General features: G+C 63.7%; 10 protein-coding genes. 4 read left to right on the top strand and 6 right to left on the bottom strand.

Features of this window, described 5'->3' with window-relative positions; all coding sequences use genetic code 11:
- Positions 1-7: 7 nt before the first annotated feature.
- The 6 genes from U0004_RS18545 to U0004_RS18520 form a co-directional block, all read right to left on the bottom strand.
- Entirely contained in the window at positions 8-1,213 is a 1,206-nt protein-coding gene (locus U0004_RS18545; protein WP_070256783.1) for a type II secretion system F family protein, read from the bottom strand.
- Positions 1,213-2,916: a GspE/PulE family protein gene (locus U0004_RS18540; RefSeq protein WP_070256785.1), complete on the bottom strand. Its 1,704-nt coding sequence runs from the start codon at positions 2,914-2,916 to the stop codon at positions 1,213-1,215. Before U0004_RS18540 ends, U0004_RS18545 begins: the two co-directional genes overlap by 1 nt.
- 7 nt (positions 2,917-2,923) lie before the next feature.
- The gene (locus U0004_RS18535) at positions 2,924-4,336 is read right to left on the bottom strand and encodes a tetratricopeptide repeat protein (RefSeq protein ID WP_070256787.1); all 1,413 of its coding nucleotides are present in this window, start codon (positions 4,334-4,336) and stop codon (positions 2,924-2,926) included.
- The gene (locus tag U0004_RS18530) at positions 4,333-6,297 is read right to left on the bottom strand and encodes a secretin N-terminal domain-containing protein (RefSeq protein WP_081345649.1); all 1,965 of its coding nucleotides are present in this window, start codon (positions 6,295-6,297) and stop codon (positions 4,333-4,335) included. Before U0004_RS18530 ends, U0004_RS18535 begins: the two co-directional genes overlap by 4 nt.
- A 106-nt stretch (positions 6,298-6,403) precedes the next feature.
- Positions 6,404-7,825 (bottom strand): ExeA family protein, encoded by a 1,422-nt coding sequence (locus U0004_RS18525; protein ID WP_231958098.1) that lies wholly within the window; start codon positions 7,823-7,825, stop codon positions 6,404-6,406.
- A complete protein-coding gene (locus U0004_RS18520; RefSeq protein WP_070256791.1) occupies positions 7,822-8,550 on the bottom strand; it encodes an ABC transporter ATP-binding protein in 729 nt (242 codons plus the stop codon). The genes U0004_RS18525 and U0004_RS18520 overlap by 4 nt, the downstream gene beginning before the upstream one ends.
- Positions 8,551-8,757: 207 nt before the next feature.
- On the opposite strand from U0004_RS18520, the gene U0004_RS18515 reads away from it, so the two are divergent.
- From U0004_RS18515 to U0004_RS18500, 4 genes are read left to right on the top strand one after another with little or no spacing between them, the layout of a single operon-like run.
- On the top strand, positions 8,758-10,461 hold the full coding sequence (locus U0004_RS18515) for a GspE/PulE family protein (RefSeq protein WP_070256793.1): 1,704 nt from the start codon (positions 8,758-8,760) through the stop codon (positions 10,459-10,461).
- A gap of 1 nt (position 10,462) precedes the next feature.
- Positions 10,463-11,692 carry a type II secretion system F family protein gene (locus tag U0004_RS18510; RefSeq protein ID WP_070256795.1) on the top strand — a complete coding sequence of 410 codons (1,230 nt, stop codon included), beginning with the start codon at positions 10,463-10,465 and terminating at the stop codon, positions 11,690-11,692.
- Entirely contained in the window at positions 11,692-12,198 is a 507-nt protein-coding gene (locus U0004_RS18505; protein WP_070256797.1) for a type II secretion system protein, read from the top strand. The genes U0004_RS18510 and U0004_RS18505 overlap by 1 nt, the downstream gene beginning before the upstream one ends.
- Positions 12,168-12,758 (top strand): type IV pilin protein, encoded by a 591-nt coding sequence (locus U0004_RS18500; protein ID WP_275527817.1) that lies wholly within the window; start codon positions 12,168-12,170, stop codon positions 12,756-12,758. The genes U0004_RS18505 and U0004_RS18500 overlap by 31 nt, the downstream gene beginning before the upstream one ends.
- Positions 12,759-12,760: the final 2 nt, after the last annotated feature.

Below are 12,760 nucleotides of genomic sequence, written 5' to 3'. Positions count from 1 at the left end.
TCGAATCTCAAGTTTTGATCGTGCTGATGGTGTCGTAGATCGGCCCCAGTACCGACAGCATGATCCAGCCCAGCAGCAAGCCCAGGATGACCGTCATGGCAGGCTCGATCATGGCTTGCACTTTTTCAATCAATTCCTTCACCTCGCGGTTGTAAAAGTAGCTGACATTGCGCAAGGCCGTGTCCAGCGAACCCGTTGCCTCGCCCACCTTCAGCATGCGGATCACCAGCGGCGGGAAGATGCCCGTATGCTGGAAGGCGGCGGTCACGCCGTAACCCTCGCCGATCAGCTGTGCGGCGCGGCGCAGGCCGGCCGCCACCACCTGGTTGCCGGCGATGCCTTCGGACAGGCGGATGCATTCGAGTATCGTGATGCCGGAGGCATACATCAGGGCAAAAAATGTGGCGAAGCGGGCCAGGATGATCTTGTGCAGCACGGGGCCGACCAGCCACAGCCGTAGCTTCAAGCCATCCCACGCATAACGGGCCGCCTCGCTGCGGCGGATGAGCGCGCGCAGGCCGAAAAACAGCAGCACGGGCAAGGCCAGCAGCAGATACCAGTAATCGATGAACACATTCGAGACAAAGATCAGCACGCGCGTATGCAGCGGCAGCTCGCCGCCCATGTTGCGGATGAATGCCGTCAGCTGGGGCACCAGATAGATCATCAGGAAAAACGTCACGGCCGCCACGACGATGGCCACGATGACGGGGTACATGACGATCTTGCGCGTCTGCGAGGCCAGCTCGTCCTGCCATTTCAAACTTTCCGACAGGTTCTTGAACACGTCGGCGATCCTGCCGCTCTGTTCGCCCGCCAGGATCAGGCTGGTGAATGTGGCGTCGAAGATGTCGCCATGCTGGGCCAGTGCGCCCGACAGGGGCAAGCCGCCCTCGATGCTTTCGATCAGATCCGTGACGACTTCGCGCAGGCGCGGGTGGTCCGTGCTTTCGCGCAAGTCGTTCAAGCCTTCCAGGATGGGCACGCCCGCGCCCGTCAATTGCTCCATGTGGAAGCAGAAATTGATCAGGTCGCGGCGGTGGATGATCCGCTTGCCCAGCAACACCAGGTACTGGCCCGTGATCTTGCAGTCGATCAAGTCGAGCTGCATGCGGTGCAGGCGCGCTTCCAGGTCCGGCACGTTGGCCGCCTCCATGCTGCCGGGAATCAATGCGCCGCTGGCATCCATGGCGCGGTAGACATATTGCGCCATCAGGCCAGCCTTTCCGTCAGGTCGACCACGCGGCCCACTTCTTCCAGTGTGGTGACGCCTTCGAGCACGCGGCGCATGCCGTCGTCGACGATGCCCTTGAAGCCGGCCGCGCGCGCCGCGTTCTTCAGTTCGCGGCTGCTGGCGCGGCGCGCCGTCATCTCATCGAGTTCGGCCGTCATCTTGAGGATTTCCATGATCGCCAGGCGGCCCTTGTAGCCCTGATGCGCGCAGCGCTCGCAGCCCACGGCGCGGCAGATGGAGACGGGCGCCTCATCCGTGGCCAGGCCCAGCAGGCGGCGCTCGACGTCGTCGGCAATGACGGTTTCCTTGCAATGCGGACACAAACGCCGCACCAGGCGCTGCGCCACGATGCCGATGATGTTGCCGGCCATGATGTCGGGCAGGATGCCGATGTCGAGCAGGCGCGCGACGGAACCGATGGCCGAGCTCGTATGAAGGGTGGAATACACCTGGTGGCCCGTCATGGCGGCCGCAAAGGCCATTTCCGCCGTTTCGCGGTCGCGGATCTCGCCCACCAGGATGATGTCCGGGTCTTGCCGCATCATCGAGCGGATGCCGTCGGCAAAGCCCAGCTTGACGGATTCGTTGACGGAGGTCTGGCGTATCATGTTCATCGGATACTCGACCGGGTCCTCCAGGGTCATGATGTTGACGCTTTCCGTATTGATATGGTTGAGTATCGAATACAGGGTGGTGGTCTTGCCGCTGCCCGTCGGGCCCGTCACGAGGATCACGCCGTCGGGGCGCGCAATCATGAGTTTCAACAAGTTCAGTTCCGCGTCGGCAAGGCCCAGGGCGTCCAGCGGGACGATGCCTTTTTGCCGGTCCAGCACGCGCAGCACGACGTTTTCGCCATGCGTGGTGGGCTGCGCCGACGCGCGGAAGTCGATTTGCCGCCCGGAAAACTTGATGCTGATGCGGCCATCCTGCGGCGCGCGCGCCTCGGCGATATTCATGTTCGACATCACCTTCAGGCGCACGGCCATGGCCGGCCAGTACGATTTGTGCAGGCTGCGGATTTGCCGCAGGATGCCGTCGATGCGGTAGCGGATGCGCAGGAACGACTGTTCCGGCTCGAAATGGATGTCCGAGGCGCCGTTCTGCACGGCATCGGCCAGCAGCGCATCGATCAGGCGCACCATGGGCTGGCTGTACTCGTCCGATGGCGAGGCCATGCTTTGATAGCTGACTTCGCCCGTTTCGATTTCGTGCAGGATGCCGTCGATCGACAGCTCGAAACCATAGTACTGGTCGATGGCGCGCGAAATGTCCGATTCGTTGACGAGCACGGTGGAAATCGTGATGCCCTTGACCAGCATGGCGCTGATCTGGTCGAGCGCCACGATGTTGCTCGTGTCGGCCATGGCCAGGATCAGGTTGTCCGCCTGCCGTTCATACACGATGGGAAACACGCGGTAGCGCTTGGCCACATCCTTCGGGATCAGTTTCAGGGCGATGGCGTCGACCACCAGGCTGGACAGATCCGCGCTGACCTGTTTCAGGTTTTCGCTGAGGGCCTCGCGCACGGTGGCTTCCGTCACAAAACCCAGGGTGATCAGCAGCTTGCCCAGCGGTTCGCTGCTGCGCCGCTGCTCGATCAGGGCGATGCGCAGCTGGTCTTCGCTGATCACGCCTTTCTGGATCAGCAGCTTGCCGAGGGGAAGTTTTGCCTGTTCTGCCATGTGGTGCTTATTCCTGACGGGGTGTGATGATGGCCGGCTCGGCCACTGCCGCAGGGGACGCCAGTTCGCGCAAACGCGTTTGCACGACGGCCTGGTCGAAGGCGGCGGGCGTCGTTTGCGCCAGGGTCAGGGCGCGCTGGTAATACGTGGCGGCCAGCCGGGGCTGGTTCAACCGGTCCAGGCCCACGGCCAGGTTGAACGCATAGTCGGGATTGCCGGGCGCGGCGCCGTAGGCGCGGAAAAATTGCTGTTGCGCTTCGTTCCAGCGGCGCTGCTTGGCATACACATTGCCCAGTGCAAACAGCACGGGCGCGCTGTCGGGGCTGCGCGCCAGGATGGCTTTCAATTTTGCCTCGCTGAGCGCCACGTCGCCCTGGCGCAGCCCGATCAGGCCGGCCAGCGCCTCGCCATCGTCGGGGTTGATTTCCAGCAAACGCACGTACAGCGCCGCCGCCTGCGCGCCCTGGTGCTCGCGCAAGGCCACGGCAGCCAGGCCCAGCAGCGCGTCGCGGTTGGTGGCATCCTGCTGTAACACGGTTTCATATTGCTGACGAGCAGAACCCAGCTGGCCCCCGTTGAAGGCTTGGTAGGCTTGCTGCACGCCGGGGTTGATTTGCGGCGCGGCGACACTGCGCTGCACCTGGATCTGGCTATTGTCGGGCGCCGCCACGGGCGGCAGGCTGGGCGGTGCGGGCGGCGCCATCTGCGCCAGCTGCGCCGCCACGGCGGCCTGGGCCGCCGCCTGTATCATCGCCTGCTGCTCCGCAGCACCTGTTTGCTGGCGCGTGTCGCGCGGATAGTCGGGCGGCAGTGCGGCGGGCGTCATGGCGTCGGGCGGCGCGGCACCCGTTGCCGGCAGCACCAGCACCGGACCGGCAACGCCGGTTGTGCCCGGAGCGTCCGTCAGCGGCATGGGCACGCCGGGCAGGTTGGCGCCCGCGCCGGGGCTGGTGCTGGCGCGCCAGTACCAATATCCCATGGAACCTGCCACCACCAGCAATATCGCCAGCAGCACGGCCAGGCGCACGGTGGCCGGATCGACGCTGATGGGGCCCGTGGGGCCTTTCGGCGGCGGATTGCTGCGGCTGGCGCGTGGCCGCGCGGGCGGTTCCGGGCGCGCGCGTGGCGGCTCGGGAGGCGGGCCAGGCTGCGCGCCTTGCTGCGCAGCTGGCTGTGGATCTGGCTGGGCCGCATTCTGCGCCGGCTGCGGCGCGGGCGCGTCCGCCAGCGGTTCCAGGCGCAAGGTGCTTGGCGGCTGCACGGTCGCTGGCGCTGGCGCGGGACGGGGCGGCAGGGCGTCGGCCGGCGCCAGTTCCAGTACCTGGTCGTAGGCTTCGGACGGCTTTTCCAGTTCCTCGTCGGAAAGGCTGTTCTGTTTGGCGCGCTCGGCCTTCTTGAGCGCCTGCATCAGCAAACTCATGGGAAGTCTCCCTGCAGGCGCGCCTGCGGCCGGACGGCCGGCGCCGGCGGGCCATCCGTGTATGGCTGGCTGTTGAGCGGCGCCTGGCCGGGCAGCAAGTAGCGGTAGTCGCGGTAATCGCCCTCGACGCTGGCATCCTTGACCACGACGGGGCGCATGAAGATCACCAGCTCCGTCTTGCTGCTTGCCTCATTGCGGTAGGTAAACAGATTGCCCACGATTGGCAGGCTGGACAGGCCAGGCACGCCATCCTTGGCGTTGTCGACGGAATCCTGCATCAGGCCGCCCATCACGGCGATCTGGCCATTGCCCACTTTCATGATCGATTCCAGCTCGCGCGCCTGGATCACGGGCACGCGGCTGATCACGCTGGCGAGGGCCGGATTCGGGTCTTGCACATAGCCCACGATGCGCGTGATGGTGGGACGCACGTTCAGGGTGACTTCATCGCTGTCGGAAATCTGCGGCGTGACGCTCATGACGAAGCCGACGGGCACCGTTTCCAGTTTCGACTCATAGGTGGCCGGCGTGGTGATGGTGCCTGTCGAGCTGATCACGGCAGGCGTCACCTTGATGGTAAAGAAGACATTGTTGTCGACCACTTTCAGCATGGCCGTTTGATTGTTCAGCACGCTGATCTTCGGACTGGACAGCACTTTCACCTTGCCGAACGATTCGAGCAGCTGGATGGTGGTGGAAAAACTGTCTTTCAGATAATTGAGCAGGAAGATGCCGGGCGTGGCGTTCGGCGTGACGCCGCTGGACAGGGCCGCCGTGCCCACTTGTCCCTGGCGCAGCTGCAGGCTGCCCGTCAGGCGCGCCCAGTTGATGCCTTGCTGGTATTCATTGCTCAGGCGCACTTCAATGATGGTTGCCTCGATCAGCACTTGCCGCTTGGCGCTGTGTAACACGGCGTCGAGGAATTCCGCGATCTTTTCATGCTGGCGCCCCGTGGCCCGCACGGCGATCAAGCCGCCTTCCACATTCACGACGACGGACGAGGGGCTGCCCTTGTTGGCCAGTTTTAACAGCGGCATGCCGTTCGCGTCCAGCGGCTGGCCAGGCGTGGCGTTCTGGCTGGCCCCCTGCTGGCCCGGCGCAGATTGACCTCCATTCGGATTGCCATTCTGGTTGCCATACTGCATCGGCGGCTGGGCGCCGTACTGGCCAGTCGCACCGGCGGCAGGGACGTTGCCGGCCTGGTTCTGCTGCTGTCCTTGCTGCCCCTGCTGGCCGGGCATGGTCGTCAATTGCTGGTTCAGCTGGGCCAGCGGGTCCACCTGCACGTCGTTGAGCGTGGTTTCGCGCAGCAGGTCGCGGATATTCTTTTCCAGGCTGTACCAGAAATTATTTTCTGAACGATTCACGACCAGGGTGGTCGAATTGTTATTGCCGCTGCTGCCACTGCCCTGCGTGTTGCCAACGGGGTTGCTGGCATTGTTCGACCCGCCGCCTGCCGTGGAAATTTGCGTGGCGATATTCACGCTGCTGTTGGTGCTGCGCGCCATGTTGACGTAATCGACCTTGTAATTGCGCCATACGGGCGCGTCGGGCAACACCGTCAGGTTCTTGCCATCGATTTCGTAGCGCATGTCGACTTGCTTGCCGATGCGCGCCAGCAGTTGCGGCAGGGTCTGATTCAGCGCATTCAGGGTGACGCTGCCTTCGATCTGCGGGTGGATATCGATATTCATGCCCGCGTCGCGCGCCAGGGCAAACAGCAGCGATTGCACGGGCACCTTGTGCACGGTGACGCTGTAGGTTTCCATTTTGGGTGCCGGCAGGGGCGCGGCCAGTGCGCTGCTTTGCTGCACAGGTTCGGGAATGACGCCGGCCGGGAGGGGCGCGGCATTGATGTGGACAGGCGACAACGGCGTTTGATGCGTGGCGCAGCCTGACAGCATGGTGCTGCAGGCGAGGGCGACCCAGGAGGCCAGCACAGGAATAGGGTGTTGATTCATGAAAAGTTCGCCCTTGAAGTCGTGTTGTGCTTTTGTAATTTTACCCAGCATGATCGCCTAAAAGCAATCGCTGTGCGTGCCCGGGAGGCAATATACCGAAATAAAGTCAGGGGGCGCCACGCCTTGTTTGTGGCGGCGCTGGGGCTTTCATTTCCGTGCGGATACTATCTATGTCGCTCAGCAATATTTTCTGCGGCGCCGTGGGCGCCAGCCTGGCCCACACGGCTTCGGCGCTGGCCCGGTCGGCGAAGCTGCCATAGACGATGACCAGGCGCGCGGCGGCGCTTGAGGGGGCTGCGTCAGACAGGCGAAACACGTGGAGGTCGTGCAGGCCGATGGCTTGCTGCGCCTGCTGCAGGAAGCTTTCCGCCGCGGCCTTTTCGGTGGCGGGCAGGCTGGCAATTTGCAGCACCAGTTGCTGCGGCCTTTGCTTTGCCAGCCAGTCGCGCGATTCGGCCAGCTTGCTGTCGAGCAGCGTGGGCTGCAATGGCGGCGGCGTGCGCGCAACGGTTGCCTGGAGCGCGCTTGCGGCTGCGTCGGCGGGCGCGGCGCGGCGCATCTGGGCCTGGTTGCTCGTCAGCCATTGCCACAGCAGAGCAAAGGCCAGCAACAGCATCAGTGCGCTCAAGACGCCCGCCAGCAGCTTGCCCGCATGCCAGGGCGGACGGTGGAAGGGGCTGTCGGCAATGGCCAGGCGCACGTGGCGGGCGCTGATGTCCTGCGCATCGTCCGCAAACGCGGCCAGCAAGGACTTGTCGGCCAGGATATTGACCCTGCGCACGATGCCCTGTGCGGCGCGCGCCAGCTGGCGCAGCGCGGCTGGCGTGAAGAGCAGCGGCGCCGTGCGGCCGGCGGCGGCCAGACGGCATGCCAGGTAGTCGTCCAGCAAGGACTTCGGCAGGCGCGGTACGGTGAAACTGTGGGTGATGCGTTCCTTCAATTGGCGGTACTGGGGCAAGTCCAGCGTCTGCTGCAATTCCGGCTGGCCAAACAGGACGATCTGCAGCAGCTTGTGGCTGGCCGTCTCCAGATTCGTCAGCAGGCGCAGCGCTTCCAGGGTGGCGCCCGGCATGGCTTGCGCTTCCTCTGCCAGCAGCACCACCTGGCGTCCCGCCGCATGCCGGGCGATCAGCTCGCCGTGCAGGGCGTGCAGCACGGCATCGGCGCGGCATCCGTCCAGCGCCAGGCCCAGTTCGGCGGCGATGGCGTGCAGGACGTCGTCCGGTTCCAGGCGGGGATTGAGCAAATACAGCACGTCGACCTGGGGCGGCAGGCGTTCGGCCAGCATGCGGCACAGCATGGTCTTGCCGCTGCCCACTTCGCCCGTCAGCTTGATGATGCCTTCGCCTTGCGTGACGGCATACAGCAGTGCATCGAGCAGTTCGCCCCGGGTATTGCCCGCATAAAAGAAGGCCGGGTCCGGCGTGATGCCGAACGGCGCCGTGCGCAAGCCGAAATGGCGCAGATACATGCCGTGCGGGGAGGGGGCGTAAGGCCGTCCGGGCGGCGCGGAGAGCGGGGCGTTCATGCCGCGATGCAATTGAGGAAAGCCTGTTCCAGGCTGGCGTCGGTCGCGCCGCCATGGCGCGCGCGGCATTCGGCTGGCGTGCCCGTAAATACGATGCGGCCCGCATGCAGGATGGCCATGCGGTCGCACAATTCTTCCACGTCGGCCAGCGCATGCGAGGTGAGCAGCGCGCCGCGGCCCTGCGCGCGCGCTTGCCGCAGCACTTGCTTGAACTGTGCACGCGCCTTTGGATCGAGTCCGCTCATCGGTTCGTCCAGCACCAGTTGCGGCTTGCCCGACAGCAAGCAGGCGGCCAGCCCCAGTTTCTGCATCATGCCTTTCGAATAGTCGCGCGCGGGGCGCAGCAAGGCGTCCGGCGCCAGATCCAGCGCGTCCAGGGCTTGCTGCTCGGCGTGCGCATCGGGGCGCACATGGTGCAGGCGCGCCAGGTAGCGCAGGAAGTCGCCACCCGTCAGGTAATACGGCGCCTGGAAACGTTCCGGCAGAAAACACAGGGGCTGGCGCGCCGCGCCGTGGCGGTGCGCCTGGCCGAAAATGGCGATCTCGCCCCGCTCCGGCATGCAAAAGTCGAGCAGGCATTTCAGCAGGGAAGTCTTGCCCGCGCCATTCACGCCGACCAGGCCGAACAGTTCCCCCGCGCGCACCTGCAGATCGACGCCGCGCAGCACGGCGTCGCCCGCCAGCTGCAGATGCACGTTGTGGAACTCGATGGCGCAGGCGTTCATAGGGGTAATAGTCGGCAGCAAGACGGGGAATGACCCCCATTATTGCCATGGGCGCAGGTGGGCGGCAAGTGTTTCCTTGCAGAGTGTTGAAATGCGCAAAAATCAAACGATGGAATATATTTTCTTTAAGAAACAACAGGTTCTGGAATAAAATACTCCCGCGCGCCGCTGGCGTGCAGCGTCTGAAGAATTTGTCGAGGAGCAAGCATGGCAAGGCCAGAGAAAGTCCGGCTCGGTGAAATTTTGGTGCAGCAGAAATTGCTGACGGAAGAACAGTTGGGCCAAGCCTTGACGGAACAGAAGCGTTCGGGACGCAAGCTGGGCCGCGTTTTTGTCGAGCACGGCTTCGTCACGGAAGAGCAGATTTCTGGCGCGCTGGCGCGCCAGCTCGACATTCCCTACATCAATCTGAAGTTTTTCAACATCAATCCCGAACTGGTGCGGCTGCTGCCGGAAACCCAGGCGCGGCGCTTCCGCGCGCTGGTGCTGGAAGACCGCCGCGAGGGCTTGCTGGTCGGCATGTCCGATCCGACCGACCTGTTTGCGTACGATGAAATCTCGCGCCTGGTCAAGCGCCATATCGAGCTCGCTGTCGTCAATGAAACGGAAGTGCTGGCCGCCATCGACCGCATCTATCGCCGTACGGAAGATATCTCCACCCTGACGCGCGAGCTGGAGCAGGACCTGGGCGACGTTTCCGTCGACTTCGGCGCGCTGGCCGCCAATCCGGGCCTGGAAGAGGCGCCCATCGTCAAGCTGCTGCAATCCGTGTTCGAGGATGCCACGCAGGTGCGCGCCTCGGACATCCACATCGAGCCGCAGGAAGGCCGGCTGCAGATCCGCTTCCGCATCGACGGCGTGCTGCACCTGCAGACGGAAGCGGACAGCAAGATCGCCAGTTCGCTGGCGCTGCGCCTGAAACTGATGTCGGACCTCGACATTTCCGAGAAACGCCTGCCGCAGGATGGCCGCTTCGCCATCCGCGTGAAAAACCAGCGCATCGACGTGCGTATTTCCACCATGCCGACGCAGTACGGCGAATCGGTGGTGATGCGCTTGCTGAACCAGGGCGGCACGACCTTGCGCCTGGACGCCATCGGCATGCCGCCTGCGCTGGTGGCACAGTTCCGCGCCATCGTCAGCCGTCCGAACGGCCTCGTGCTGGTGACGGGGCCGACCGGCAGCGGCAAGACGACGACTTTGTACTGCGCCTTGTCCGAGCTCAACTCCGTGGAAAAAAAGCTCATCACGGTGGAAGACCCCGTCGAGTACCGCTTGCCCGGCATTAACCAGGTGCAAGTCAACGAGAAGATCGAGCTGAACTTTGCCAGGGTGCTGCGCTCGGCCTTGCGGCAGGATCCCGACATCGTGCTCGTCGGCGAGATGCGCGACCAGGAGACGGCGCAAATCGGCCTGCGCGCCGCCATGACAGGTCACTTGGTGCTGTCGACCCTGCATACGAACGACGCCATCAGCACGCCGCTGCGCCTGATGGACATGGGCGTGCCGCGCTACATGGTGGGCAGCTCGCTGCAAGCCGTGCTGGCGCAGCGCCTGGTGCGCGTGATCTGCGAAAGCTGCAGTACGCCGTACGCGCCCACGCCGAACGAATACGAATGGTTGCGCCTGGAACTGGGCGAGCTGGTCGAGCGCAACCAGTATTTCCACGGCAAGGGCTGCTCGCATTGCAATGGCATGGGTTACCGGGGCCGCACGGGCGTGTACGAATTGCTGGAAATCACGCGCGCCGTGGCCGACGCCGCCAACCATGCCGATCCTTCCCACTTCATGAAGGTGGCGACGGCGCAGATGGCGGGCGAAACCCTGCGCCGCCACGCCGTGCAGCTGGTGGTGCAAGGCCGTACGACGGTGATGGAAGCGATGCGCATCAGCAACCAGAGCGAGGATTGAGGTGCCGTTTTTCTCCTACAAGGCGCGCAGCGCCAGTGGCGAACTGCTGACCGGCGTGATGGAAGGCGCCGACAGCGGCGCCGTGGCCGACCAGTTGATGGCGGGCGGCAGCACGCCCGTCGACATCAGCGCCACCAGGCAGACGGTGACGAAGGCCGGTGCCAACCAGCTGGGCTGGTGGGCCAGGCTGACCGAGAAAAAAGTCACGCCCATGGATGTGCAGCTGTTCAGCCGCCAGCTGTACACCCTGCTCAAGGCGGGAGTGCCCATCATGCGCGGCCTGGCCGGCTTGCAGGAGTCCGCCATCAGTCCCGCGTTCGGGCGCATCATCAAGGATGTGCGCGAGTCGCTCGACGCGGGCCGCGAACTGTCGGCCGCCATGGCGCGCCATCCCGCCATCTTCACGCCGTTTTATCTGTCGATGGTGCGCGTGGGTGAAATGACGGGGCGCCTCGACGAAGTATTCCTGCGCCTGTTCGACCACCTGGAATTCGACCGCGACATGCGTGCACGCGTGAAAACGGCGACGCGCTACCCGACCTTCGTCGTCTTCGCCATGCTCGCTGCCATGGTGGTGGTGAATATCTTCGTCATTCCCCAGTTCGAAAAGGTGTTCGCCAGTTTCCATGCGGAACTGCCCTTGATGACGCGCATCCTGATCGGCACTTCGCGCTTTACGGTGGCGTACTGGCCCATCCTGCTGATGCTGGGCGTGGGCGGCTTTTTCGGCTGGCGCGCCTGGCTGCGCACGAAAGAGGGTCTCTATAAATGGGACCGCGCCAAGCTGCGCCTGCCGATCGCCGGCAAGATCATCCTGAAGGGCACGATGGCCCGCTTTGCGCGCAGTTTTGCCCTGTCGAGCACCAGCGGCGTGCCCATCGTGCAGGCCCTGACGGTGGTGTCGCAAACGGTCGACAACACGTATCTGAGCACGCGCGTGGAGCAGATGCGCGACGGCGTCGAGCGGGGCGAAAGCATCTTGCGCACCTCGGTGGCGGCCGGCGTGTTTACGCCCGTGGTGCTGCAGATGATCGCCGTGGGCGAGGAATCCGGTTCGCTGGACGACCTGATGGACGAGATCGCAGACATGTACGAGCGCGAAGTCGATTACGAGCTGAAGACCCTGTCGGCGCAGATCGAGCCGATACTGATCGTCTTCCTCGGCGCCATGGTGCTGGCGCTGGGCATCTTCCTGCCGATCTGGGACCTGGGCCGGGCGGCCCTGCACTGATGAGAAAACCGCTCCGCCAGCGCGGTTTTACGCTGTTCGAGCTGGCGGTGGTGGCGGGCGTGTTCGCCATCCTGATGGCGGTATTCCTGAACCGGGTCAGCTATTACCAGCAACAGGCGCAGCAGGTGGCCGTGGCGCAGATGCTCGGCGTCTTGCGTACCAGTTTGCGGGTGCAGGTGCTGCAGCTGTATCTGGCGGACCGGCGCGACAGGATGCCGGCGCTGGCGCGGCAAAACCCGTTCGACTGGCTGGCCGACAAGCCGACCAACTACCTGGGCGAGTTCGCGCAGGCGGACCTTGAAAAATTGCCGGCAGGGAATTGGTTATACGACAAAAAAGAACAAAAAATCATCTATTTGTTTAGTAAAGGCAATATTTTTCCCACTACAGGGGTTGATGCAGTGAAATTTAAGGTAACCTTGCCGGGTGCAGACGCCGATCTTGACAAGCTCGCCCAGGAGCCCGATATCGTGGTGTGGAAAGCGCCGGAATCGGCAGCAAACTGACGCGCTTCCTGGTCCGGTGCAGCGACAGTTTCATGGCGTTGGTTTTGAAGTTTTTTTATTTGATTTTGGAGAAAGCAAGAATGAACAAGTCTTTACGTAGTATGAAAAGTGGCGCCCAGGCAGGTTTTACCCTGATCGAATTGATCGTCGTCATCGTCATCCTCGGCATCCTGGCCGCCACGGCGATTCCTAAATTTATCGACATGTCGACCGATGCGCGCGTGGCCAAGATGCAGGCGGCCGCTGGCGCGATCAAGGCAGGTGCGGCGCTGTACCATGCCCAGTATCTGGTGAGTGGCGGTGCCGCTGATGATATCGCCATGGAAGGCGTTACTGTCGCCGGGAAGTTTGGCTATCCGACTGCGGAAGGTATCAAGGCCGCTGCAGGCCTTTCAGACAAGGATTATGGTCTGGCTATCGCTGGTACGGCGTTGACCGTGACTGTTGATGTGACCGCGAATGCGGCGCGCAAGGACTGCTCGGTGGTCTATACGGCCCCTGCCGCTGCAGGCGGTGCCCTGAATGTCGATCTCAAGGCAAGTGCCACGACCTGCAAGTAAGC

It is taken from the genome of Janthinobacterium lividum (genome assembly GCF_034424625.1).
Lineage (GTDB): Bacteria > Pseudomonadota > Gammaproteobacteria > Burkholderiales > Burkholderiaceae_D > Janthinobacterium > Janthinobacterium lividum.
The sequence above is the reverse complement of the archived record's forward strand: the minus strand, read 5'-3'. Positions and strand labels throughout refer to the sequence as shown.

Excerpts from the sequence above, each read along its gene's own strand:
- U0004_RS18530 (WP_081345649.1), bottom strand. The coding sequence starts at position 6,297 with ATGAATCAACACCCTATTCCTGTGCTGGCCTCCTGGGTCGCCCTCGCC.
- U0004_RS18515 (WP_070256793.1), top strand. The coding sequence starts at position 8,758 with ATGGCAAGGCCAGAGAAAGTCCGGCTCGGTGAAATTTTGGTGCAGCAG.
- U0004_RS18540 (WP_070256785.1), bottom strand. The coding sequence starts at position 2,916 with ATGGCAGAACAGGCAAAACTTCCCCTCGGCAAGCTGCTGATCCAGAAA.
- U0004_RS18545 (WP_070256783.1), bottom strand. The coding sequence starts at position 1,213 with ATGGCGCAATATGTCTACCGCGCCATGGATGCCAGCGGCGCATTGATT.
- U0004_RS18525 (WP_231958098.1), bottom strand. The coding sequence starts at position 7,825 with ATGAACGCCCCGCTCTCCGCGCCGCCCGGACGGCCTTACGCCCCCTCC.
- U0004_RS18505 (WP_070256797.1), top strand. The coding sequence starts at position 11,692 with ATGAGAAAACCGCTCCGCCAGCGCGGTTTTACGCTGTTCGAGCTGGCG.
- U0004_RS18535 (WP_070256787.1), bottom strand. The coding sequence starts at position 4,336 with ATGAGTTTGCTGATGCAGGCGCTCAAGAAGGCCGAGCGCGCCAAACAG.
- U0004_RS18520 (WP_070256791.1), bottom strand. The coding sequence starts at position 8,550 with ATGAACGCCTGCGCCATCGAGTTCCACAACGTGCATCTGCAGCTGGCG.